Annotated in this window: 15 protein-coding genes; 3 read left to right on the top strand and 12 right to left on the bottom strand. The window is 43.9% G+C overall.

Annotated features, from left to right (window positions below):
- Window positions 1-19: 19 nt before the first annotated feature.
- The 7 genes from NST74_RS09610 to NST74_RS09580 all read right to left on the bottom strand — a co-directional run bounded on the left by NST74_RS09610 (window position 20) and on the right by NST74_RS09580 (window position 16,490).
- A complete protein-coding gene (locus tag NST74_RS09610; RefSeq protein ID WP_341111707.1) occupies window positions 20-3,988 on the bottom strand; it encodes a family 20 glycosylhydrolase in 3,969 nt (1,322 codons plus the stop codon).
- An 89-nt stretch (window positions 3,989-4,077) separates the two neighbouring features.
- Window positions 4,078-9,234 carry an endo-alpha-N-acetylgalactosaminidase family protein gene (locus NST74_RS09605; protein ID WP_341111705.1) on the bottom strand — a complete coding sequence of 1,719 codons (5,157 nt, stop codon included), beginning with the start codon at window positions 9,232-9,234 and terminating at the stop codon, window positions 4,078-4,080.
- 142 nt (window positions 9,235-9,376) lie between these two features.
- Entirely contained in the window at window positions 9,377-10,390 is a 1,014-nt protein-coding gene (locus NST74_RS09600) for an S-layer homology domain-containing protein (protein ID WP_341111704.1), read from the bottom strand.
- Between the two features lie 99 nt (window positions 10,391-10,489).
- Window positions 10,490-12,121, bottom strand: coding sequence for a response regulator transcription factor (locus NST74_RS09595; RefSeq protein WP_341111703.1), 1,632 nt, complete (start codon window positions 12,119-12,121; stop codon window positions 10,490-10,492).
- A gap of 30 nt (window positions 12,122-12,151) precedes the next feature.
- A complete protein-coding gene (locus NST74_RS09590) occupies window positions 12,152-13,366 on the bottom strand; it encodes an ABC transporter substrate-binding protein (RefSeq protein WP_341111702.1) in 1,215 nt (404 codons plus the stop codon).
- Window positions 13,367-13,566: 200 nt separating this feature from the next.
- Window positions 13,567-15,366: a cache domain-containing sensor histidine kinase gene (locus NST74_RS09585; RefSeq protein WP_081954046.1), complete on the bottom strand. Its 1,800-nt coding sequence runs from the start codon at window positions 15,364-15,366 to the stop codon at window positions 13,567-13,569.
- A 254-nt stretch (window positions 15,367-15,620) separates the two neighbouring features.
- Window positions 15,621-16,490: an SDR family NAD(P)-dependent oxidoreductase gene (locus NST74_RS09580; RefSeq protein ID WP_341115862.1), complete on the bottom strand. Its 870-nt coding sequence runs from the start codon at window positions 16,488-16,490 to the stop codon at window positions 15,621-15,623.
- A 135-nt stretch (window positions 16,491-16,625) separates the two neighbouring features.
- Here NST74_RS09580 and NST74_RS09575 point away from each other — a divergent pair, with 135 nt between their 5' ends.
- From NST74_RS09575 to NST74_RS09565, 3 genes are all read left to right on the top strand, one after another.
- A complete protein-coding gene (locus NST74_RS09575; protein WP_042126035.1) occupies window positions 16,626-17,075 on the top strand; it encodes a MarR family winged helix-turn-helix transcriptional regulator in 450 nt (149 codons plus the stop codon).
- 97 nt (window positions 17,076-17,172) lie between these two features.
- Entirely contained in the window at window positions 17,173-17,754 is a 582-nt protein-coding gene (locus tag NST74_RS09570) for a TetR/AcrR family transcriptional regulator (protein WP_341111699.1), read from the top strand.
- A gap of 25 nt (window positions 17,755-17,779) precedes the next feature.
- Entirely contained in the window at window positions 17,780-18,982 is a 1,203-nt protein-coding gene (locus NST74_RS09565) for an MFS transporter (protein ID WP_042126032.1), read from the top strand.
- Between the two features lie 181 nt (window positions 18,983-19,163).
- Here NST74_RS09565 and NST74_RS09560 read toward each other — a convergent pair whose 3' ends face one another.
- The 5 genes from NST74_RS09560 to NST74_RS09540 all read right to left on the bottom strand — a co-directional run bounded on the left by NST74_RS09560 (window position 19,164) and on the right by NST74_RS09540 (window position 25,940).
- Window positions 19,164-21,074, bottom strand: coding sequence for a beta-N-acetylhexosaminidase (locus NST74_RS09560; protein ID WP_341111698.1), 1,911 nt, complete (start codon window positions 21,072-21,074; stop codon window positions 19,164-19,166).
- Between the two features lie 62 nt (window positions 21,075-21,136).
- Window positions 21,137-21,997, bottom strand: a complete 861-nt coding sequence (locus NST74_RS09555; protein ID WP_375105376.1) for a carbohydrate ABC transporter permease — start codon at window positions 21,995-21,997, stop codon at window positions 21,137-21,139.
- Between the two features lie 56 nt (window positions 21,998-22,053).
- On the bottom strand, window positions 22,054-22,926 hold the full coding sequence (locus NST74_RS09550; RefSeq protein WP_339290110.1) for a carbohydrate ABC transporter permease: 873 nt from the start codon (window positions 22,924-22,926) through the stop codon (window positions 22,054-22,056).
- Window positions 22,927-22,958: 32 nt separating this feature from the next.
- Window positions 22,959-24,290 (bottom strand): extracellular solute-binding protein, encoded by a 1,332-nt coding sequence (locus NST74_RS09545; protein WP_341111695.1) that lies wholly within the window; start codon window positions 24,288-24,290, stop codon window positions 22,959-22,961.
- Window positions 24,291-24,395: 105 nt separating this feature from the next.
- Window positions 24,396-25,940, bottom strand: coding sequence for a response regulator transcription factor (locus NST74_RS09540; RefSeq protein WP_341111694.1), 1,545 nt, complete (start codon window positions 25,938-25,940; stop codon window positions 24,396-24,398).
- Window positions 25,941-25,951: the final 11 nt, after the last annotated feature.

Here is a 25,951-nt window from a genome sequence, read left to right as displayed (position 1 = left end):
TAGAGAGATAATACAACCTTTATTCAATAACAATGTCTTTAGCTATAAGCACCAGGTCCGTCAGATCGATCTTGCCGTCACCATTGATGTCTGCACGTTTCGCTTTATCCCAATCTGGGTCTGCAGAAGTCTTTCCGTAGTTAGCAGCGACAATAGCCAGATCGCCGATGCTGACCTTGCCATCACCATTCAAATCCTTAGAAGGTTCAGGATCCGTTGCTGTTGTAAAGTCCACTTGAACCGAGGAAAGCACCGCGTTCGTTTCCTGTCCCAAGCTATCACCCAGCGTTGCACTCTTTACAGCAATACGACCGGGTTGGGGTTCTGTCAGAGCCTTAGCTTTAAAGGTAATCTCAGCCACATCTACATCCCCTTTAATCGCACTGCCGGAACCTTGGCTAGCCAGAATTAGACGCACAATGCCTTCCGTATTCTTCGTCTCAAGGATACCGACACCGTCCACCAACGCATTAGCGGATACATAATCCATTAGCGAAGCGTCGAATTCAATCGTGATGTCTTGGGCATACACCGCCTCTGTAACATTGTGAAGGCCCAGCGTTATGTCAAAGTTCTGACCATATGGAACGGTGTGAGGAGCAGCTAAGCTTGTTGCTGCTTCACCTGAAGTCTCCTTAATCACTGTAATCTTACTAACCGCTTTATATCCTCCGGATACGGTACTTGCAGTAATATCAGCAGTTCCTGCCTTTAAGGCTGTTACGACTGCTTTCCCGCCTTGAACTTGAACAGTCGCAACAGCTTCATCGCTGCTGCTCCAATTCACCTGTTTATTCGTTGCATTTCCCGGTTGAAGTGTCGCGCTTAACGTTTGTGTTTCTCCGGTCTTCATCGAAAGCTCAGCTTTATCCAGCTTGATACCGGTTACCGGAACTTCAGGAACGTTATTGCTGTACATAAAATTATCAAACACGGTAACTGATGGACCAAATACTCTAGCTCCCATTTTCCCTGCATCTGTTGGGATCTGTGCAATTATTGCCTCAAAATAGGTCGTTCCATTGACAATCAGCGTTACATGTTTCCCTTCAAACTTCACTTTTACGGTCGATGTCTTACCTTTTTTCAATTGTGCGTCCTGGGCATTGGTTAATAAACCGTAGGAATCCTGAGCGTTCACCCAATACCAAGCCCCTTGATCAAAGCCTATAGATGCCCAAGCGTCATTATTGACATAGCGTAAAATAACACCCGTTCGGATAACATCACTCTGCGGTGTAATCTTAAACTCGATCTCACCATCTCCAATGACCGGAGATTGCTGATCGATAAACAGATTATTTACACTATTCGAGGTGAACTTAACGGCATGCTCACCTGCTTGATCAGGTGCTTCCACAAGCTCCATACGTCCGACACCTTTACCGATAACATGCTCCCAACCTTTGAGTGAGTTATTCTCAAAGCTCGCTGAATATCTCACAGGTGCTGGAACTTCTACAGGATCATCTGGGTTAGGAGCGTAGACTTCAAATTCATACATGGAGTAACCGTAGGTTCCCGCTCGCTTCGTTCCTAACATTCGAACATATCTCGCTTGTTCAGTTGGGAATTTGACAATCTCTACTCCGCCAACGCCGGCGTTAGTCGTATAAACGTCCCGCCAATTCTCCGCATTATCGGATACTTGAACTTTATAGCCTTTGGCATAAGCACTTTCCCACTTGAAAATAACCTTGCTAATGTCTGTACTTTGGCCTAAATCAACATAGATCCACTCGTTGTCGGTATATTTAGAGGACCAGCGTGAAGCACCCGTATCAATCTCATCCACAGTAAGACTAGCCGGGAATTGAGGCACTTCGACAGAAGAAGCCACTGCTGTTTTGTGAGCAGCCAAATTGATCGTCCAAGAAGGTGATCCTGCATCCTCTGCAATTTCTTTACCGGACAGCACCCGATTAAAAATCTTAAATTCATCCAATAGTCCAGTGAATGCATTGGATGAACTGCCGATCATAGCCGCAGGTAGCATGGTCGTTACAGCAACAGAACCTTTTAAATCCCCGTCAATATACAGGGAGGTTCCATTTAGGTCTCCTCTGAAGGCAACATGTACCCACCGCCCAACCGGAATCGCTGCATTAAAGCTGTAATCATAGCCCTCTCGGGTGAATCCGGCATTTGGTGTCCCTTTCTGCTTCAGCTTAAGTGCACCATATTCGGATTCCATCAGAATCTTCTCATCCGCTTCTTGCTGATCATCAAGCTTAACCCATGTGGAGACCGTCCAAGGGAAGCCCTTTATTGAAAGCGGTGTTTGAATATGATCTGTGGCCCCTGCAAACCGCACGCTTTTTCCTGTCTTTCCTTCAGCCACTCGCGTAACGCCATTTCCTAATGTAGCATCATAAGAATTTCCGGACTGATCAGAGACCGTCTGCGCCCCGTCTTCAAATGGATAATGAACAACAAGATCAGTGGCCGAATTCACTTCATGTAATAAATTCGTTCCAGGACCCTCGCCTAGCTTCACTGATAACTGCTGGAACTCGGTGAATGTGCTGTCCGTGGATTGGCCTCTCCACATCTTTTCCGCAAGGACAGGCATCGCTTTCTTCACACGGTCGTGAACATCCGCCTCACTGACTTTCTTGCCCATCATATCGTTCCAAGTCCCGAACATCGCACCGAGCAGGTTCGGATCACCCTCCTGCAGCTTCTTGCTTCCACCAAAGTTCGTAGGGTCCCAGTTATTAAACAACCATTGTGAATCCAGATAATCATGGTAATATCCAGCTTTCGGTACAATGTAGAGCGTGGAATCAACCGTATTAATAATTTTGAATCCATCTCTCACCGATGCCACTGGATCTTGCCATCCGTTATTCCAGGCGTTTACAGCAATATCCTTATCAACAACCGTTGTACCTGGGAATGCACTCAAGCTGCCCCACATTCTTGCTTTCTTCCCCTTACTCTTCATGTGTTCATTCATCGTGTTCAGAAACTCGCGATACTTCTCAAAAGTAGTCCGGTCATTAGGTGCGAATTCATCGCCTCCAAAATGAACCGTTTCCGAATCAAACCAATCCCCATCTAAATATTCGTCCCATACATCCTTAATGAAATCGACCGTTTCCTGACGTGTAATATCCAGATGGTCGACAGGTAAATTATCCTTAACCAGATCTGGTCTGACCTTTGTGAACGAAAGGGCATGACTTGGAGTATCAATTTCCGGCGTAATGTTAAGGCCACGGATTTTGGCAATGTCCTGCAGCTCACGCATATCCTGTTTGGTGTAATGTCCATCCTTCGCCGTTAATTCGGGGTACTTGGTACTTTCTAAACGGAAAGCCGTATATTTGTTCCAATGCTCCCTGCTGTTATCTTTAAAAATCTCGTTGTCATTCAGATGAAGCTGGAAATCATTCATTTTGTAATAAGACATAAATTTGGCGTAATCCTTAAGGAAATCAATCGTGAAAAATTTACGTCCTACATCGAGCATAAAACCGCGTTCGCCATACTTAGGGAAATCTTTCGCTACCCCTTTTACAATGCTGGACTTCTCGGAATCTTGCTCCAAAATTTGCAGTGCCGTTCTTGTTCCATAGAACACACCGGTCTCGGTATTTGCATGGATTTCCACGTAATCGCCAACTTCAAAGTAGTAGCCTTCTTTACCAATTGATTCATCAGCTGACTTATCGAGCCTAAGCAGAAAGTCACCTTTTGAAGCAGGCTTATTCTGGACAATCGGCAAATCGTATCCGGTTAATTCTTTTAGATCCTCTTGAAAGACCTCCGCAGTAGCTGGCAATTGGCATAAACAATCATTCGTGGGGATTACGATTCTGGAATTGGCTGTCAGCTTGAAAGAGCCACTTCCCCCAGTCCACTCTTGTAAACTGGGTATCACTTTTGGTTTAGCGTTCACTGCTTCAGCTGCTGCTGCAAATTGTAGTGGAGTAGAGTAAAGCACTAGACAAAAAACTGTAAAGGCGTATATCCATTTTTTCATCTTTTATCCTCCTACTAATCAAATACATTTAACAAAGACCAGGTACATCATGTTAGTTACTCACACATGTACCTGGCCTATGACCTTGCTTACTCTACAATTTTGCGAGCTACAATAACCAAATCTTCCAATCCGACTTTGCCGTCACCGTTAATATCCGCTTTCTTCGCTTTCTCCCAATCCGGGCTTGCTGTAGTCTTGCCATACTGCGCTGCAACCATTGCCAAATCACCGATCGTTATTTTGCCGTCACCGTTAATGTCGCCTTGCGTTCCTTTCTTACCAATCTCTACAGTTACGGAAGAGATCGAAGCCGAAATTTCCTTGCCCTGATCATCAGAAATGATTGCGCTTTTAACGGCAATTACACCATTGACCGTTTGGTTCACTTCCTTGGCTTTAAAGGTTAGTTCTAGGACATCTGCACTGTTACTAATTCCATGGGCCGCACCTTCACTTGCTACAATAAAGCGAAGTTTACCTGGTGTGCTGTTGATTGAATCAATAACACTTACGCCACTAATTAACGATCGCGCCTCAACGAAATCCATAACATCCGCGGCATACTCTAGGGCGATGTCCTGCGCAAATATTTGGTCAGACAGATTCCGCAGTCCATATTGCACTTTGAACACTTCTCCTGGCTGAACTTGATTTGGCGCTGTTAAATCGGAAGCTGATTTCAATTCACCGTCTTTTTCCGTTACGATAACCCGGCTGGTTGCAGAGAACCCCCCGTCCACTGTTGTTGCCGTAATTACGGTTTCGCCTGCCTTCAATCCCTTAACAAGGGTATGACCGTCTTGCTGTTCAATGGATGCTACAGCTTCATCACTGCTGCTCCAAACCACATTTTTGTTTGTGGCATTCTCAGGTTGGATCACAGCGTTTAATTCGCCCGTGCTGCCTGCTTTAATTTCCAGCCGTTCTTTATCCATAGTGACGCCTGTGACTTTTACTACTTCTGCCTCATCCTCCGTCTTGAACACATTAAGTTCTGCAGCAGATGCAAAGTTACCCACACCTGCTATAGCCTCAAGTCTCAAATGTGTGGCTTCTACAGCTGTAAAGCGAACCATTTTTGTGGTCTGATCATTCTTCCATTCTCCATTCGCGATAGGTGTGAAATTCGTTCCGTCAACACTCGTGTACAGGTTATAGCTTGTAATCGTTCCATTGGTACCAGATACTCTAGGTGAATAATTGAATTGATTAATGTTATATTTGCCTCCGAGATCCAGTGTAATGGATTCCGGTAAGTGTGCCGGGGTCCATTTCGTATGCCAGATTGTAGACATATCTCCATCGAGTGCAAGACTTGCTTCACCTCCAGGCTGGAAGCTACTCGCCGTTGCAGTCATTTGCGATTGTGGAATTTGCGTGTTAGGCATATACACATGAATCGTCGCTGTTGCACTTTTTTTACTTGCATCCTTCGCAGTAGCAGTAATAACCGCCGTACCGGCTTGAAGTGCAGTAACTTTTCCAGTCTGATCCACGGATACAATTTCCGGATGGTCAGAAGTCCAGAGCAGTGTCCGGTCATAAGCATTTGCAGGTTTAACCTGAGCGCTAACGGTGCTTGACTGTCCTTTGTTCAGATCCATGTTATTTGGTGATAGAGTAATAGTCGATACAAGTACACCTTCCTCTGGAACAATCGCACCTTCATCATCAACGCGAATGTTATCGACCACCAGCGTACCGGTTAACTCCTTCTGATTGTTCAGCTTGTTTTTGATAATGGCCAGATAGGCATCTTTCACCCCTTCGGTTGCAAAAGACAGATCCAGCGTATTACGTCCTTCTATCAAATTCTCACTAACCAGATCACGAACTACCCCATTCTCCTTCACTCGAACTGCCACGGTGTACATATCCGTCTCATCCGAATTGTAGTCCATGGTCAGATGGTAGCGGTTATCCTCCTTCATTCGGAGCGTGTGAGGCAATGTACGTAGCCACTCTCCTGTTGCTTCTTCATTTGTTTTAAGCGACCAATTACCATCCAGAACATAAGTCATAATCTGATTGTCGCCTTTTTCAACTAAATGCGTACGGACAGGACCTATTTTGGAATAAACGAAGGGGCCCCAGCCCTCATCCACGTTCTCGAAATCCTCGTACAATACAGAATTACCAGCGTCAGTTTTGGTTGGATTTTCCCATACTCTTACATCATCAAAGGTTACAGTCGAGCTTCCATCTTCTACATTTAAATAGAAATTGGCTGTCTCACTAACCGCATCAAAGGTAACCTTAATCCGTTGGAAATTCGTGCTCACATATTTGTGCTGCTGGGCTAAAAAGCCATGCTCCGTGTTATCCAGCGTATTGACAACTTTGTCTGCCCCTTGCTTCACACCGATTTCCACGGTGCGTTTCCCATCCACTTTCACCCAGACCGATGCAGAATACGTCTTGCCAGGTGTTAGTCCGGTAATCTCCTGCTGAATTACTGCATCACCGGGACCCTTCACCTGAAGCTGATCATCGGCGTTACTGTTCTTCACGAATTTAATGTGATCATCGCTTGCAGCTGTGGAGGATTTCTTCCAGCTACCGAATGTTTGGCTGTCAAAGCCCGGGTCCTTAACCGAACTGCCTTCACCCCATACCATTTCCGGCTCTTCCGCAGCAGTTGTCTTATACAGGGCATAACCAATCCCCGGCTGCGCTGTAAGTGTGACTTTACCTCCAATTACTTCTACACTGCCAACATGCTCACGTCCCAAATCTGTCAGCTTGTATAACTGTGCAGTCGTTACGTTGCTCCATGATTCTGGAAGACTCCAAGTCGTTTGACCACCTGCGGGATTCCAGTGATAGATTTTATCTTCTGTCTCAGGGCTCCATGGAATAAAGACCGTACTGTCACTAATGTTACTGCTATCTGTCATGATGGCGATTTCACGACCATCCTTGCTTAAATGGATCTTACCGTCCTGCTTACGTTCAACTACAACATTCTTCTCAAAATCGATGCGGTTATCAGTCATCTTAATGATCGGAAAATGCTGCATATATTTTGTCGGTAGATTGTGGTTGAAGAATGCCGCGCTTGTTGATTGGTAGCTGTAGAAGGGAGCACTGTTCTGCCAGTACCCTACGCCTACCTGTTTATTCCCTTTCAGCAAAGGAGTGGTTAAGAAGCCGTCCAGCGATTGATTCCGTAGGAAACGGGTAACCTTACTATCGTCGCCTTGGTTAGGGTACCCCGGATCCGTTCCCCAGTGAACCCAAGAGGCCTGCTCAAACAGAGGTCCAGCAAATTCTGTACCGAGCATCCAGCCGTTACCGTTGATATAATCTGCCAGTTTCTTCGCATTGTAGTCGGCACCGTCATATACATCTACATATACGAAGGAAAGGTTATCTCCTGTATCGCTTTTCAGCATATCCAGACGTCTTTTTAATTCACCGGATTCCACGTCCTTGGTTTTGTTTACATAGAATGTCTGATCGAGCCAGCCCCAGCCTTTGCTTAATGGCTGATTCATATTTTCCATTTTAGTACCGAAAGCATCCAGTGCGTATTCCGTTGCGTTAATGTGTACACCGCCGCGGATATTGTATTTCTTCCCTTCGCTCAAGATATAATTGAAGTCCTTCTCACCACCCTGACGAATACCAATATGACCGCCGTAATCTGGGTGAGAGTCATCATGTCCTTCCGCTTGGTATCCTTTGAACAGAATCAGCTGTCCAAAGCCATCCGTGAGATTAGAGATTTTCTTCGCATTATCAAAAGCACGCAAGAACGGAGAAGTTGTAGTTGAACCAATGTTCATGCTGATATAGGAAATATTGTCACGAATCATTTCACTGCCTGTTGGAGCTTCTGTATTCTGACGATATGCAATAGCTCCATCTTGCCAGTCTACAACATGGTCACCATTCGCATCTGGAGTCAGGACAACCTTAGCCCAAGGCAGAGGCTCCGGATCGAGCACGGTACTCCCACGATAAACCCATGACCCTCCTGATAATGTTGCCTTCTTCGTATGGAGCGCTGTATCATCGCCTACCTTAACACGAACCTTATCAAAACCGTTTACTACATTGGTGATTACACTCGCAGCTAAGACGTCGGAGTTAACAAATGCATACGTACGGCCACCACTCACGTCTGCTGCCCCTGTCTTAAGGTCGGTAAATTCGTCCTGGACAATGTTCCAGCCACCAGTTATCTTAACAGCCGTTTCCTGCGCTGCAGGCTGGGTTCCAATTACAGAGACGAGATCATGATTAGGGAATCCAATCGTCTTCACTTTTTCGGTACCATTCTCTTCGATGCTGGCCACCTTGAAATGTAGAATGTTATCCTGCACTTCCATTTCAACTTTGAGGTTCACCTTTATTTCCGGGATCTGAAGCGTGTAGGTTGCAGTCTCACCATGAGTAGCATCCGCTGCTTTCTTACTAAAACCAGAAGCGACAGGGAAATAAGATTTCTCGTTGATTTTTAATTCATTAAATCCATTTAACTGTCCGTACATTTCAGCACCGCTGTCCAACCATGTATATTGTTTAACCCGCGGGAATTCCTTATCGATTTCAACCTTCATGGTATCCGAGCTTAAGACTTCTGTAATCGTAATCGGCTTTGGAACAGGATCAGTCGATACAATTGGAGCTACCTTCACATCGTCAATCCATATCGTCTTGTTGTCGTACCAGCTGCGAAGTCCAATCTTCCCTGCACTAGTTGATATGGAGGGAAGACTCGTCGTAAGCACGTTATTTCCATCAATTGATAAATTCACGCTATCTTTCTCATAACGCAATTTGAGAGTATACACTTGACCGGCAGCAAAGGTAAAACTAGGGGCTGTAATATTGCCATACGTTTCCGCCCCACCCTTCATTGCATCCCAGCCCCAGGTGCCTGCATCATACTGAATAACATTGTAATTATTACTATCGACGAATCGGTAGACCAATCCAAATCGTGTTGCAGCCTGATTAAATTTTAACTTCACCTCATATTCAGCATTGGCAACCTGAGGTGATTCTTGGTCTGCAATAATAACAGCACCTTGTGTCACCGCCTTAACAGCACCTTGATCTGCCGAAAAAGTGGTCGTCCCCTTAGCTGGTGTCCATCCGCTGATATTACCATCATTGTAGTCTTTGAAATACACGTCCGACTCTTGTGCTGCGAATACGGCTACCGGCGGCAAACCAATCTGTACCCCTAGCAACAACGTCAATAGCAAGCTAAACGCTTTGTAACGTTTTCTCATCTCTACGACCTCTTTTCACTAAAATATAAGTAGAATCAACAATATCAATTCACATATTTCCTTAAATTGTATATTTTTAACATAACAAGGCCATAATGAGCCCTCCTCCAGAAGAAGGTGTCTCATTATATGTTTTATTGTTTTACTTAGAATTTAACAATCGCTTGATCACAGCAGCTGATTCCGCTCTTGTGGCAGATTCTTTTGGTGCAAATGTAGTCTGAGTTCTACCTTTCATTAATCCCGATTTCAAGGCAAATCCCACCGATGCTTTAGCCCACGGGCTTATTTTACTATCATCTTTAAATGCAGTAGTAGAATCTGAGGCCATACTATCGACCTTTACGCCGGAAGCATAAGCTTTCGCTCGCATCAGCATCGTTGTCATTTCTTCACGGGTAATGCTTTTTTCCGGAGCAAACTTCGTCTTGGACAAACCGCTAATAATTCCGGCTGCATAAGCTTTCTTCACAGTGTCTTCATACCAAACTCCTGATTTCACATCCGTAAACGGATTACTTCCAGAACCTTCTGTAAGATCTAATGCTCTGGCTATAAGAGCTGCGAATTGAGCGCGAGTGATGTTGTTATTCGGGGCAAAGCTGTCGGCATCCATACCTTCAACAATTCCTTTAGTGACCATTTCCATAATATCTTGCTTCGCCCAATGTCCAGCGATATCGCTGAAAATTTTGGTGAATACTGAGGATTGATTCGGGGTGAATTCCTGATCTTTCAGATTACGATCAAGAACTTTAAATGCGGTCCATTTTACTGCAGTTGTACCAGCCTTTTTAGCTTTAAAGGTAATCGTGGCAATGTCCAGGTTACCCTTTTCGCCATTCACATTTCCGATCTTGGTATGGGCTATCGTAATTTCGTTATTTTTAACGATTGGTGATACAGAAAAGCCTTTGATCTTCGTTTCCGCTTTTACAATTTCAAGTACTTTCGGGTCAAAATTAAATTTAGCCTCGTATGCATATAAGTCCTGAATATCTTTACCTTTTAATGTAACGGTGAACGTAGAATTAGCAGATTCAGTAGCTGATGTCTGCATCTCGAAGTCAGAGACTTTTTCAGCATGGACTGTACTCAACCACAAGGAAGAACATAACGTACAGATTAGTGCGAATGTATATCGTTTGCGTCTCATAAGAACATCCCTTCACCCGTGAATTTTAACTCCCCCCTATCATATGGATTTTGAAATCGGATACACATGATTTATTTTGTTCAACATTGATTATTTTTGTTATTCTTTCTCTCTGCGATAAGCTAAGGGGCTAATTCCTGTAATTTTTTTAAAAATACGACTGAAATGTTCTGGATTAACGTACCCCACTTGCTCAGATACCTCATATATTTTCATTCCGCTCTCCAGCCCCTTTTTAGCCTTCTCGATTCGTAGATTCGTCAGAAACTGAATGAAATTAACACCTATTTCTTTGGAAAACTGTTTGCTTAAATAGCTCTCGCTTACACCGACAATCTGACTAATATTCGACAAATGAACATCTTCATTAAAGTTTTTCTCTAATAGTTCCTTCGTTTTAGCGACAACAGGACTAAGGAAAGATTCCTTCGGTTGGTCTTTCGGATGCAGCTTTTGATGCAGTTGATCCAAGAACAGTCGGCACCAATGCACCGTATTCTCCCAGGTTTCCTGCTTATAAATATGATCCGTAATGGGATAAGGCAGTTGATCATGAAGCTTTTCCCAAGAAACGCCTTTTTGATAAATTAATGCGCTTGCCTCCCAGATCATATCGACTACATCTGATTTGATATGCTCAGGAGAACAAGGGTATCGCTGAATCAACAGGTTACAGCAGTGTTCATATACCACATGCCATTTCGTTAAATCCGGATCACTTAATGACTTCAGCATTTCGGTCCTACCCAAATACCATGCTTCCTTCCAATCATTTTCCTTAATAGATGAACGCCTTTCAGCTTCCGGATAATATAATCGGTTGTACCCTTGATAGAAACTCAAACCTGCTAATCGTTCAGCTTGACGGAATAAACGGTTCCACTGCTGATGACCATCCACAATATCACTAATGCCCATAGATAGCTTCAAATTAATGAATTGCTTTAGTCTCATGCTAACTTCAGACAAGATGATGTCTGTCAATCTACGAATGGCAATGATGCTGCATTGCTCTGGAAAAGAGAAGAACAAAACATAATGCCTATCATCATATCTGCATACTTTGCAGATCCCTTCATTTCTACTGCGGTTCGTTACCGTTCGAATCGTCTGCATAATCATACGGTGTGAATCTTCAAACTGAACGGTATCCGATAACCTAATAAGCGCAACCTCCAGATTCTTCTCCCCCATATGCTTTCGCACAAGCTCCAACGAAGAAGAAACTGCCTCATCATTCGTTGATTCGAAGGAATCTGCTAAGCAGAGCCGGTGCAGAACTGAACAGATCGAGGTTTCTACGTCCTCTAAGATTGATTCTGATCTTGAGGAGCTCTGCCGTCGTTTCAATTCATCCACAGTCTTAGTCAGGACCGGTGCAATATAGGATTCATCTAACTTCGCTTTAACAATGTAATCAAAGGCACCGAGCACAAAGGAATCCCTTACAAAAGAATAATCTCCATACGCACTTAACATAATGGTTAGCGGTTGATTCGAAAAGGTAGTGTTATTTAGTGCTTCAAGCAGTTCTACTCCATTCATATTAGGCATCTGAATATCCGCCAGAACTAGATCCACATCCGGATGGCTTTTCAGCATACTTAATGCCTCCTTGCCATCTCCTGCTTCCCCTGCAATCTCAAAATCGTTCGAAGCGATGGATATATACTCCCGAAGGGCTAACCTAGCTAATGGTTCATCATCAACAATGAGAGCTTTAAATTTCATTATAAATCCCTCCATAATTGATCTATAGGACTACTTCAAAGCCTGAACCGCTCTCTCCCAATCATCATTAAGTTTCTTTTGAATATCGGACACGTCAGCACCTGAGAATATTTCTTGTGCAGCCTTCTTTTCATCGAACTGGATAGCATTTTTCACTTTTTCAAACTTCTCATCGATCCCCAGGTACATAAACGGTTCAAAGGGGTGATTCTCTTTAACATTGTTGAAGAAAGGCAGGAACGATTCGATATTGATCACTGTCGATGAATTTTGCGAATAATTAATATACACTTGGTATACATCCCGGCTAAATACCCATTCCAAGAATGCTTTAACTTCTTCCGTATTGTTTGAATTTTTATTAATGGCCATATATTGATCTGGCATAGTGATTGCCTGCAAACGCTCTGAAGTTGTCTCTCTCCAGGGCATTGTGAATGCATCTAAATCTTTATCATCTTTCATTTTGGACAAATGATCTCTAAGGTACCACTGACCCAGTGCAAGCATGGCCGCTTTATTATTCTGAAACAGTTGAGTAGCCTGATCCACACCGATACTAAGCGCATCGGGTCCGGCAAGTTCATTCTCTGCTATTTTCTTGATCATCACTGCTGCCTTCTCGAATGGAGAACCTTTTCCGAAAGGACGATTCGTCTGTGCGATTGAGGATAAATAATTCTCATCCTTGGATAAGAGAGGCGGCCCGAACTCCGTGAAAGGATAGAACGTCCAATCATCTTTCCCGCCAATTGCAATCGGAATATATTTGCCATGCGCTTTAATCTTCATCATTACGTCCATAAATTCATCAATCGTTTGTGGAATCTCTACACCGACCTCTTGAAATATACTTGGATGGTAGTATACATATTCAGAGAATGATACAAGAGGTAAACCAAGAATAGAATGATCTAGTTTAGCGGGATATTTATTGTTTTTTGCTGCGGTTAATCCATCCAGCGGAAGAAGTACTGCTTTGTAAGTGAGCAGGTCATCTGGCTTCAGATAAAAAATATCCGGTAAATCATTTGCTGCTAAACGAACCTTTAAATACTGACCGCTATTATCGGGAATCGTCTCAACCTCAACCGTTACATTGGGCTTAATTTTAGAGTAATCTCTTACCTTTTCCGTCCAAAATTTGATATCCGTCTTCGTTTCCCACATGCCGAATTTTATTTTAATCGGTTGATCCTGATTCACCTTTCCCTGTTCCTGTTCTATGGCCCCTCCTTTGGGCATGAACTTACTTAAAGAGAAGAAGCCGCCTATAAAAATAAGAGAAATGATCCCAATCAAGGACACACGGAGTATTATTTTCACGTTTACTAATCACAGCCTTCGAAAAAAAGTTTATACCATCATACCTCCTCTAAAGTCACACATGAATGATGTTTTCCCTCTGGACTATGATCTTTTATGATCCTCTGCAGCATTTTTCTTCATCCTCCTTCGCCTAACCATTGATCCTGTATCTCTTCCTCCGGGGTGTCAATTAACGGCAGTCTTATCGACACTATCGTACCCTGAGGTTTATTCTTCTCGTACTTTAAACCGTAACGCGTCCCGTAATGCAGCTGGATTCGCTTATTAACATTACTGTTTCCCATACCACTGAAAGAAAGCTGATGACGTATCCCCTCACTGTCATACTCCTGAGCATCCATATCCAACATACCTACACCATTATCGGCTATGATTATCAGAAGATCTTCCGCTTGTTTGCTCACTATGATCTGAATGATACCAGGGTAGTCAACATTTTTTAGTCCATGAATAATACTGTTTTCTAAAATAGGTTGTAATAGCAATTTCAATAGATAATAACCCGCTAAATCCTCATCTACTTCCCATCTCGTTTGAATCGGTCTACCAAAACGAATCTCCATGATATACAAATAATGCTTTAAATGATCTATTTCCTCATCAATCCTAGTCAGTATTCCACCTCGATTAAAAGAAGAAGCCAGAAGACGAGTTAGCGCATGTGTCATATTCCGTATGTTATCTGCTTTACTGATTAAAGCCATAAACTTGATTGAATTAAGCGTATTGATTAAAAAGTGTGGATTGATCTGCGACTGAAGTGCTGCAAACTCTGCCATTCTCTTCTCCATTTCTTGTCTTTCGTGATCACGCAACAAATCCTGAATACGCTCCGTCATGTGATTAAAAGAATGCCCAAGCTTAATTAGCTCCAGGCTACCGGTTCTCATAAATTTAGCGTTTAAATCCCCTTCAGTAACCAGATCCATTTGCCGAAGAAGCTCATTGAGCGGTTTAGTAACATTCGATACAAAGTAAAATGAAACAAGGATAAATGCTAAGATGATCATCAATGCAAAGACCCAGACGATATAATTCACACTAAGGTAATTGGCTGTTAGATCAGCGTATGGAATAGACTGCACAAGCCACCATCCGGTCTGCTCAATCTTAGCGTAGGTTATCAGATTTCTATCTTCACCGTTAACATCCACAACGTATCCTTTTTCCTCTGGCCCACGATTCTCGAACCAGTGCATTTGGAATTCCCCTCCTCTTGAGGCAAGGGTATTAGATGAGATAATTTGACCTTCCTCTGTGATGATGTAAAGGCTGGATTCCGTATTATCTCGTGACTGCAAAATATGATCAAAAGCACTGCTTTCAAAGGTAAAAAGAATCATTTCTAGCTTGGATAAAGGATTGATTACACTTGGAGATAAGGCAGCAACCATATTGTAAGGATTATAGTTACCATATAAAATATTAGGCATCATCCCTAGAAAATGAACGCTATCGGGATTATTCAGCACCTGCTCATACCACGTTTTCTGCCGAAAATAAGAATCATCCAAATTCAAGTTCTTTAAGTACGAATAAGAATTATGATCTTTAAAAAGGAAGTTCACCGACAGCACACGTCCTGAGATGGATGCCGTGTACTTCTCTATTAACACCTTTAGCTCATAATAAGCCTGCTGTTTCTGGACTCCGATCTTTTGATTGATTTCATAAAGCTTTGCCATCACATCCTTGTCCATACCAATCGAAGCAAATAGACCCGTCAACCTCCTAATTTCCTGACTAACGGAATAAGAGATTGCTTGAGCCGTTTGCTGAGATCTTGATGTATTCTGCTGAAGAATATCTCGCTTATAAATATTTAGAATAATGATGGAGAATAAGATGATCGGCAGAATGACTACAAGTATAAAAAAAAGCCTTAATGTGCTAGACATCCGCCAATTTTTTCTCATAAGTTCCCTCCCCTTTATAAGATAACTTATAAACGCTTACTTCCACCTCACCATGAATATTGAAGAACATATTCCCTTAAATTTGTTCTACTTCCTGCATGGCGACAAAAGTACCCAGAATGTTACACATTCGAAATTACTTCACAAATAAATCCGAGTTTATTTTCATCTTTCGACATCGCTTACGAGCTGATTCAAAAAAAAAAGAGCCGACACTATTGTAGAAAGCTCTACTTTAGGATCGGCTCCTTTTGTCATTGAGTTATCTGATGTATTACTAATCGCGTATCATTCCATAATTTATTCTCCATTTCCTTATCTCCACCTGGATGTACGGGCACTATTGGATTGCCTGTTCCAACATTAAAATATCCCCCTGTGGTCTCCTGATATTTTGGATCGATCATTAAACGAATAATGATATCAGCTCCCTTACGTGGATTCCCAATATGAAGTAATTTCAATACCCGTTCAAGCATAGGTGCAAACCATAACTCACGCCCCAAACCTGTTACATTAAAACCAGGATTTAATGCGTGAACAATAACTCCGGTCCCTTTGAATTGGCGAGCAAGTTCAGCGGTAAACATGATATTAAGCAGCTTAGTTTTTCCATAGATCTCTGACGAACCTCTAGCCGAAAAATCTGATGTATTTATCAAATCCTCAGGAAGCTTAAGTTCTCCATGATTGCGTGAAGCTTCAGAAGCTACATTTATAATTCTCGCACATCCCGCTGCCTTCAATGGATGCTGTAAAGTATGAGTCAATATCCATGGGGCAAAATAATTCACGGCCATCATTTCTGATAAACCTTCAGAAGTGATCCTCTGTTCAAAAGCATGAAGTCCTGCGTTATTTAATAACACGTCTATCTTCGGATATGCATCAGATATTTCTTGCCCTAAACGGCTGACATCCCTCAATAAGGATAAATCCCCGTAGAAAAAATTTATTTCGGCAGCAGGTACGCTTTCCCTTATCAATTTCTCAGTAGCTTCCGCGCGACTTTTACTCCTTGCCGTGAGAACAAGATGAGCCCCACGCGTTGCCATTTCAATGGCAACGCGTTGTCCCAACCCGCTTGTAGCTCCAGTAATTACAATAATCGGCTCTGTCATCATCTTCATTCTCCTTTACAACAAATTGTCGAAAATATATAATTGATATATGTCAACTATATGCAGATGATTGATATATGTCAACTAATTAAAAATAGGAAACTTTTTCATAAAAATCTAGGTTAGGTGGTTAAAACAATGAATGTCGAACGCAAAGATACGTTAAGAGGACAACTGGAGCTAAGTCTCGGTGAACAAATGAATGCCCTTATTAGCGCCGCGCATGCGCTTAATGTCAGAACTGCTGCCTCTTTCGATTCCTCTATACAACCTGCAGCTTTCCATATCGTCCGTTGGCTATATTCCTATGGTCCGACTAGCGCCTCTGCTTTGGCGGAAGCAACAGCTATGGATCGTAGTTCGGTCAGTCGTCTTCTCAAACAGCTTGAGAATTTAGGGTATGTTACAAGGGAAGACTCTCCTAAGGATCGTCGAGCTATCCTTCTTACGCTCACAGATCTTGGACGACAAAAAACCTATCATGCGCTGCAGGATAAGGAGTTCGTATTTTATGAGCGCATAGCGCAATGGGATAATCAGCAGCTTGAAACCTTTACCCAAATGCTTAAGGAATTCAATGGATTTTAGCCGCCTTACTGTGCTCTGAAGTTAAATTTCATTTGCATAAAACAATTAATTTTGTTAGTATAACTGACGAACGTTCGTTAATATCGAGGTGATTTTTTTGAAAAGAAAAGAAATTAAAGACATCGCTTTGAAATGTTTCACAACTCATGGGTATGAGGGAGCTTCTTTGTCTCAAATTGCTGATCAAGTCGGGATGAAAAAACAATCTCTTTATGCTCATTTCAAAGGGAAAGATGATCTTTTCCTGCAAGTATTGCAAGATGCCAAAGAGACAGAAATCTCATCGAAACTTCAATATTTGAGTAAAGTAGATACCCAAAATCCTAAAACAGATTTATTAGGATATCTGCAATTGGTCATTGATATGTTTCAAAAGAACGAGCAGTTAAAGTTTTGGCTGCGTATCTCTTTTTTTCCACCGCCCCATCTTGCTACAGCGATTGATGAAGAAGTTATCGACACGGAGAAAAAGATTCAACCCGTACTTGAGAGCAAATTCCAAGCTTGGATCGATGCCAAAGTCATTAGGGAAGATACAGCCTCCATCCCTACTCTTGCCTTCTTGGGTGTGGTAGATTCGATCATGCTAGAGCTTGTGTATGGAAATAATGAAACACGCTTAAATGAAAAATTGAATGCCTCATGGACCATATTTTGGAGAGGTATTTCACAGCTATGATTTTTACAAAGAGAGGTATTACTTCATGAAGAAACCATTGAAAGAACAAAAAACAGTCTTACTCATTCTGCTAAGTAATATATTCATTGTTTTTCTAGGTGTTGGGCTTATCGTCCCTGTTATGCCATCCTTTATGAACATTATGCATTTGTCAGGCAAAACGATGGGGTATCTTGTAGCAGCATTTGCGTTCGCTCAACTGCTCATGTCACCTCTGGCAGGGCGATGGATTGATACTTACGGCAGAAAAAAAATGATCGTTATCGGCTTAGTACTCTTCAGTGCATCGGAATTAATCTTTGGTTTAGGCACACATGTATCCGTTCTTTATATCGCCAGAATTCTTGGAGGGATTGCTGGTGCATTCATTATGCCTGCCGTCACTGCCTATGTTGCGGATATCACCTCAGTAGAGGAAAGACCTAAGGCAATGGGTTATGTTTCTGCCGCCATTAGTATCGGTTTTATTATTGGCCCAGGAATCGGAGGATTTATTACTGAACTAGGTATACGTGCTCCATTCTATTTTGCTGCTGGCTTCGCCTTAATCACTTGTATTTCGTCGATATTTATTCTGAAAGAGCCACTGTCCAAAGAGCAGCTTTTGGAAATCAGTAAACTTAAAAAAGACACCAACTTTATCAGTGATCTGAAACGCTCGTTTCATCCAGCATATATTATTGCGTTTATTATAGTGTTTGTCCTCGCCTTTGGCTTATCGGCATATGAAACTGTATTTAGTCTGTTTTCTGATCATAAATTTGGCTTCACTCCACGAGATATTGCAACCATCATTACAATAAGCTCAATCTTTGGGGTGGTTGTGCAGGTCTTTTTATTCGGTAAAATGGTAGATAAGCTCGGTGAAAAAAAGCTCATTCAACTCTGCTTAATTGCTGGAGTAGCCTTAGCGGTAGCCTCCACCATGATCAATAACTATTTAACTGTTCTGCTAGTAACCTGCTTCATCTTTCTCGCGTTTGACCTGCTTCGTCCAGCATTAACGACCTATTTATCAAAAACTGCTGAAAAAGAGCAAGGCTTTGTCGCTGGCATGAACTCAACCTATACTAGCCTTGGTAATATCATCGGACCTGCATTAGGCGGAGTATTATTTGATGTAAACATCAACTATCCGTATCTCTTTGCGGCTGTCATAATGTTTATCGGCCTTGTTATTACAATGGTATGGAAAGAAAAACAATCCGCTAAAGGATTGGTAAACTGAGGTAAGGAACAAATGCGAATAGCGAATAGTAAGAAAACAGCTCGCTCTCTATGAGACACGAGCTGCTCAGGCTGTCGAGAATGTCTCGGCAGCCTTCTTTATATCTACTCATTTACAGTCTTCACCACGTAACTTATCCCAGTACCATGGATTTCTATTTGCTTGAGGATAATTCTTTAACCTAGAATGGATTGATCACATGGAAAAAGACGTTAGGCGACGCCATACGGTAATAATAGCTGCACCAGCCTGCACCTTTGTCGGTGAAACGGTTCGTCGTGCTATACAGCAATCGTTCCTGCTCCAGCTCCTCAATCCGCTCGAGCTTGCCGTCCGCATATTCTAGCAGCCTCATGCTCGCTGTATCCAACCGGCTTATGACGCCGCCGTAACGAATATCGAGCACCTCCCAACCGAACGGTTTGAACATCGATAGCCATTGCTTCCGGTGTGCGACCCTAAGCTTTTGCACAGCCTGTGAGATTTCAGGCAAAGCGTTCTCAGCAATCCGCCTAAGCAATGCCTTGTCGCCACTATCATAAGCCCGCTTCAGCTCAAGTCCGATTTCACTCTTCTGCTTCAGCACCGCACAAAGCTTTTGCGGCACCTCGAACAAGTAATCTAGCTCTGCCTCAGCTTTTCTGCGGCTAGCAATTTCGCCTTCCGCCCATTCATAATGAGCCGCCATATCTAACCCATCAATCTGTTTGTCGAACAGCCCCAGCAGTACATCCTGATACAACAGAAACTTAGACGGATTGCTCTGCTTCTGATTATTCGGTGCAGCTCCCGGTGTCTCGTCCAAATACTTCAGCCCCATGTAAGCATCCGCTTCGATGCCGGTGCAGAACCAAACGCGCTCGGCCAGCGTCTCGTCAGTCGGCGTGGACGTTGAATAGGCATGTTCCGCATAAAACTGCAAGCCGAGCAAAGCGATGTATGGATTGCTCTCCATTCCGTCGTCCCCCCACATCGTCGCATAAACTTCGCGGATGCCTTCCTTCTTGCATACCGTCAGCGCTGCATCCGTCGCCGGCAAGGATAGCCCGTAATTGACGCCGAACGTATTGAACACCCATACCGCACCCGCAAAAATAAGATTATTACCGAGCGGCCGGTGTTTGGCGATCAATGTTTCGTAGTCCTTCTCCTCGACGTGGTTATAGTCCCAGTAAACCATATCTATGTCCTTAGGAATGCGGCTCGTCATGTCCTCTGGGATTTGCGTCTCATGGCCGTAATAATCTTCACCATTTGCTGAAGCCAGCTTCAGGAACATATCGCTCCACATCATCGGTTTTAGCCCTAAGCGTCGAGTTACCGCGAGCACCCGCTCCAGATGATCTGTCATAATATCAAAACGGCTCATATGTCCATTGCGATCCAAAAATTTACCGCGTCCAAGCTCTTCCGCTTCATCCATACCGATGTGGATTTTCCGGCTGCGGAACGGCGCGCTAATGCTGTCAATCATATTTTCGACCAGACGATCGGTCTTCTCTGCTCCAACCAGCAATGCACCTTTTGTATCTTTATATTCCTTTACCGGCTCCCATTTTAGAAACTCCTCCAAATGAGCCAGTGTCTGAATGCTCGGGAACGCTTCAATGCCGAATTGATCGGCGTAATCGTCGATTTCCTTCAACTCCGCTGCCGAGTAACGGCCGCGCATGTAGCCGAAATAAGGCTCGTCTTCTATCTCGTAAGTATCTTCTAAATAGAGCATGACGCTATTCAAGCCCATCAGCGCCATTTTGCGCAGCATAAACTTGAAGCTTTCAACGGTTAGCACTCCATTGCGCGACAAATCAAACATCGGACCTATCGCATCGAATTGTTGTTGCTCTGTAATTTGAAATTGCTCTCCGCCACTAATCTTCTGAATCAACAGTCCCAAGCCGCGAAAAAATTGATGTTTAGCGCTGTAACGAATATAAGCACTTTTACCATCATAGCCAACTTCCAGTTTTCCTGAGGACGGTTCTATCAACACAGGAATTCCGTCCTCCGACCATTCTGACTTAAGTTCGGCAAGCAGCAACTGAAGCCCTGATTGAAGCTCGCTCATTTCTCCTATAAAATGTAACTTCACTGTCAATCCCTCCACAAGAATGAAATATGTATAAAATTACACTAAAAACTCGATCAAGGGTGTTAACCTTTGACCGAGCCTGCAACCATGCCTTTCATAATCTGCTCTTGGAAGATCAAAAAGATGACGATGGTTGGTATTGCAGCAATAAACATCGCGCCCATCGTTAAGCTGTAGTCCGTTCCGAATCCGTCGGAGAAGAGCGACAAGCTGAGGGGCAGCGTCTTCAACGCTTGAGAATTGATAAAGACGAGCGCGAAGGAGAAATCATTCCAAAACCTCAAAAATGCAAGAATTGTAATCGTAGCCACGATCGGCAAGGACAATGGGAAAATGATGCGTCCGAAGATTCCCCACCAGCCATTGCCGTCGATCATCGCCGCTTCCTCTACTTCTCTCGGAATAGATACGATGTAAGCCATTCCGAGGAAGATTGCAATTGGTAATTCAAATGCCGTATAAGGCAGGATGAGTGACCAGTACGTATTCAGCATCCCGAGCTTGTTCATGAAAATAAACAATGGAACGAGTGTGCTATGAATTGGAATGAGCATGCCGAGCAAGAACAAGCCTTTTACAGCTCCGCTCAATTTGAATGGGAACCGGGCAAGCACATAAGCTGCAAGCATGCCGAGCACAATGGTCAGCAGCAGTGCTGAGAGAGTAACAATTGTGGAGTTGAGCACTGCCCGGCCCATATTTCCGAGATCCCATGCCCGGGTTATATTGTCGAACTGCCAATGCTGCGGCCAGGAATAGGGACGATTGAAAAATTCCTGATTCGACTTGAATGCACTTATTCCTAACCAGTATAGCGGATACAATGTAATTATGGCATAAAATAACAGGATGATTTTCGCAATTCCGGAAATCGGCTTACGCCACAGCGAGCCTCTCATCTTCTCCGACCGAGCGTTTATCATTGCTTGCATAGTGATTCACTCCTTCATCGGCCGGGCTAACATTAGCCGACCGCCCATTACCCGCGTCTCTTCGTGATGATATGATTTAGGCCAATGAGCACGGCGCTAATCAGAATAATCATTGTGGATACCGCAGAGCCGTAGCCGTATCGGTATACCGTAAAGGTGTTATTGTACATATATGTGGCGAGCAATTCTGTCGATTGTGCAGGTCCGCCACGCGTCATGACGATAACATGGTCGAAAGCCTTCAAACTGCCAGATATGCACAGTACGATGGTTACAACAACTGTTCCCCAAATCATCGGGAGCGTCACAAAAAATAGCTTCCTCCAGCCAATCGCCCCGTCGATCTTCGAAGCATCATCAATTTCTGAAGAAATATTTTGGAGTGCAGCGATGAAAATGATGAGATATGGCCCAATATTTGCCCAGTTTATCGGAATCGATACGGCAAACATATTGATTTTAGGATCGTCTAGCCAAGATCGAGTCCAAGATTCCAGTCCCAGCGTCTCCAATAATTGATTCAACAAACCGATTTGCGGGTGATAAATGTAACCCCAGATGAGACCGACGACGACTGTAGACAGCACCATCGGGAGAAATACGGCAGAGCGCATCAACCGATTGAACATCGTATTCTTAAGCAGGAGCAATGACAGCAGCAATGCGATCGATACTTGACCTATTACTGCCGAGACAATAAGGATCAGGTTATTTTTCAGTGCTCTCCAGAATACAGGATCCTCTAGGATCATTCGATAATTATCCAACCCGATAAGCTTGGCAGCACCGAGTCCCTTCCACTCAAAGAAACCGTAGTAAGCTGACCAAAAAATCGGGATGATCGCAAAGATGATAAAGATGAGTAGTGCAGGAAGCAGCGCCATGATGACGAAGCTTCTGCTGCGCAATGATGCAGGCATGGCGACAGCCTCCTTTACAAGCTTTTGTCTGATTACTTTTTAGTCGAACGTGCTTGTGCATCCTGCAGTTTTTTAGCTACATCCTCTGGTTTACCGCCCATCATAAGCTCTTGAAGACCGTTGTTGATCACTTCGCCTGCTTCAGCAGATAAATAGGCGTCATATACCGGTGTAATTTCAGAATTCACTGCCAATTCATAAGCTTTGAAGTAAAGCGGGCTTACTTTCGATTTATCCAGTTCTACTTTGTACATAACCATCGAGTTGCTTTCTGCGATCGCCTTTTGACCGTCCGGCCCGCTTACTGCGTAGATCAGATCAAGCGCTGCCTGCTTCTGTGCGCCTTTTGTATTTTTGTTAAGCGCGAAGCCAGCGCCTGCACCACCGGAAATCGTATTCGGTTTGCCTGCTCCACCTTCTATGCCAGGCATTGTTGTGACTTCGATAGGTGCCAACTGCTCAGGAGTTGCGGATGCTGCAAGATTCGTAAGCGACCATGCGCCGTTAATCATCATAGCTGACTTGCCTTGAATGAAGTATTGCTCTGCTTGCGTGTTGTCGATGCTGTTTGCGCCATCTTGAAACGCTTTATTGTCAACGAGCTCTTTGTACTTGCCCAAAGCGTCAATGAACACAGGATCTGTAAAAGATGCTCCATCTTGAGCTGCAGCTTTCAAGAACCATTCCGTGCCTGTCACCCGGTCAGCCAACGAACCGATAATCGTCGATTGTGCAACCCATGGCGCTTTATTGCCGAGGGCAATCGGCGTAATGCCGTTGTCGTTGAATGTTTTAATTGCAGCCATCATCTCTTCCCAAGTAGTCGGCACCTTTACACTGTGCTTCTCGAAAAGATCTTTGTTATAGTACATGAAGGAAGTTGCTGACATCCCGAGCGGCGCTGTGAAGATTTGTCCTTTTTCAAACTCATAGCGGTCGAATGCCCCTGCCAAGAAATTGTTTTTCCATTCTGGGTATTTATCCATCAACTCTGTAATCGGTTGAAGCTTGCCGGCATCATAGAACTCTTGGGATTGGCTGCCCGCATAAACGAAAAATACGTCTGGCATTTCATTTGCTGCAGCCACTGTGCTTAGGCGTTGACGGTAACCGTCAACCGGGATCGCTTGCGCGTCTACCTCAACCTCCGGATGCTCCTCTTTATACTTGTCGATCAGGTCTCTAACTGCTTTGGCACGAAGATCGTCTCCCGCGAAGTTATGCCATATTGAAATTTTCGTTTTTTCTTCAGAGCTTTTGTTACCTTCATTGCTCTGTTCCTTGTTTCCGCTATTGTTGCAAGCGGTTGCCAAAAGGGCAATCATTAAGATAATTGTCGTTATAAACACAAATCTCTTCTTCATTCATATATTCCCCCTTTAGTGATAACCCTAGTATAGATAAGACAGACGTGAAGTCGTAGGGGGGAAAATTAAGCCCTTACGGGGGATATTTTCACCTTCATCGATTCATCTTGAACGATATTGCGAAGGCGTTTCGCCACTGTAACGCTTAAACAGCTGGTTAAAATGCTTCATATCCTCGTAACCTACCCGCTTAGCGATCTCGCTCACCTTCGCCGGCGTTTCCTTCAACAAACGGCTAGCCCATTCCATTCTCGCTTCCGTTACATACTCAATATAGTTTTTACCTGTCCCCTGTTTAAACAGCTTGCTAAAATAGTTCGGATTCATATGTACGCATGCCGCTACCTGTGCCAAAGACAAGCTGTCTGCAAGATGCTCGCGTATATAGGCTACCGTTCGGTCAATAGCTTCATTCCTGCTGCCGTTTAACCGTTCATACTGCGCATGGATTGCAAGCAGCATCTGCTGCAAAGTTTCTTCTGGATTCGCAGTAAGCAGCTTTATGTCCAGCTGTTCAAGCTGTGGAAGCTTCGGCATCGATTGACCAACGGATGCTGCTGCACGCTCTAGCCAGCGGTACCCCCCAACAATCAAGGAATGTAAATACGCTTGAACGGAAGAAGGAGTCGCTTCCGCATCCTGTCTAATGCTCGCCAGTTCATCATTAATCCACTGCTGTATGACTTCTCGGCTCCCGCTTCTCAGGACGGCGGTTAGCTTATTCTCCACTTCTTCCGTACAAACAGCCCGCATTCCTTTCCGGTCTTTAATATCCTCATAGGCCAGCATTCTTGCTTCCTCTGCCAACCAGCGGTACGAGGCGGTTTGTTCGGCGGTGCGAAGTGACTCCCTCAGTTCTACCACGTTGCTGGCCCATACACCGCATGCGGCAAAAAAAGGCTGGCGATAGACGCGTTCCGCCCGCTCCATCGACGCCTTAACCAATCGCTTCGCACCCGGCTGCCCTCTGCGGAAAATAAGCAGCCATCCACATTCCCATTCCAGAATGACGCAGCCAAGTGAATCTCTAATCATCGCAGCCGCCTCATTCATTTCCCCTTCCTTCTCCTCCTTCATGGTCAGCGGAGATGCAGATGTAACTAGCCATAGCTCTAGCTTCTCCATATCCGATCCGAGCCTCAGCTCAGGATAATAGATCAACAGTTCCTCACTTTCACGCTCCGTCAGGAGATTATCCCCGCGAAGAAAGCGATCCAGCTGCTTCCAGCGGAACGCCGTTTGATGGATGGCGCCTTGATGATCAGCCTCACGTCTGCTGACGATACGCTGCTTCACGCGCATAACCGCAGTCATAATATCGCCAGGACGGCTATTTTTAAGCAAATAATCACTTATTCCTTCCCGCATCGCTTGCTGTGCATATGCAAAATCATCGAATCCAGACAATATAATAATTTCAATGTAAGGAAAATCCCGCTTAACCTCGCGAGACAATTCCAATCCCGTCATACCCGTCATCCGAATATCGGTTAAAATGATGTCAGGATACTCTAACGGAATGCGCATCAGCGCTTCCTCCCCGGAAGCAGCCGGCGCGAGCAGCTCAATGCCATTCTCTTCCCATTTAATTACCGTGCTAAGACCGGTCCTAATAATGACTTCGTCATCTACTATCAAAAGCTTCATGTGCAGATTCT

It is taken from the genome of Paenibacillus sp. FSL F4-0125 (assembly GCF_038008565.1).
Lineage (GTDB): Bacteria > Bacillota > Bacilli > Paenibacillales > Paenibacillaceae > Paenibacillus_AQ.
The sequence above is the reverse complement of the archived record's forward strand: the minus strand, read 5'-3'. Positions and strand labels throughout refer to the sequence as shown.

Excerpts from the sequence above, each read along its gene's own strand:
- NST74_RS09540 (WP_341111694.1), bottom strand. The coding sequence starts at position 25,940 with ATGAAGCTTTTGATAGTAGATGACGAAGTCATTATTAGGACCGGTCTT.
- NST74_RS09545 (WP_341111695.1), bottom strand. The coding sequence starts at position 24,290 with ATGAAGAAGAGATTTGTGTTTATAACGACAATTATCTTAATGATTGCC.
- NST74_RS09550 (WP_339290110.1), bottom strand. The coding sequence starts at position 22,926 with ATGCCTGCATCATTGCGCAGCAGAAGCTTCGTCATCATGGCGCTGCTT.
- NST74_RS09585 (WP_081954046.1), bottom strand. The coding sequence starts at position 15,366 with ATGAGAAAAAATTGGCGGATGTCTAGCACATTAAGGCTTTTTTTTATA.
- NST74_RS09595 (WP_341111703.1), bottom strand. The coding sequence starts at position 12,121 with ATGAAATTTAAAGCTCTCATTGTTGATGATGAACCATTAGCTAGGTTA.
- NST74_RS09600 (WP_341111704.1), bottom strand. The coding sequence starts at position 10,390 with ATGAGACGCAAACGATATACATTCGCACTAATCTGTACGTTATGTTCT.
- NST74_RS09610 (WP_341111707.1), bottom strand. The coding sequence starts at position 3,988 with ATGAAAAAATGGATATACGCCTTTACAGTTTTTTGTCTAGTGCTTTAC.
- NST74_RS09580 (WP_341115862.1), bottom strand. The coding sequence starts at position 16,490 with ATGATGACAGAGCCGATTATTGTAATTACTGGAGCTACAAGCGGGTTG.
- NST74_RS09605 (WP_341111705.1), bottom strand. The coding sequence starts at position 9,234 with ATGAGAAAACGTTACAAAGCGTTTAGCTTGCTATTGACGTTGTTGCTA.
- NST74_RS09575 (WP_042126035.1), top strand. The coding sequence starts at position 16,626 with ATGAATGTCGAACGCAAAGATACGTTAAGAGGACAACTGGAGCTAAGT.
- NST74_RS09590 (WP_341111702.1), bottom strand. The coding sequence starts at position 13,366 with ATGCCCAAAGGAGGGGCCATAGAACAGGAACAGGGAAAGGTGAATCAG.
- NST74_RS09565 (WP_042126032.1), top strand. The coding sequence starts at position 17,780 with ATGAAGAAACCATTGAAAGAACAAAAAACAGTCTTACTCATTCTGCTA.
- NST74_RS09555 (WP_375105376.1), bottom strand. The coding sequence starts at position 21,997 with ATGATAAACGCTCGGTCGGAGAAGATGAGAGGCTCGCTGTGGCGTAAG.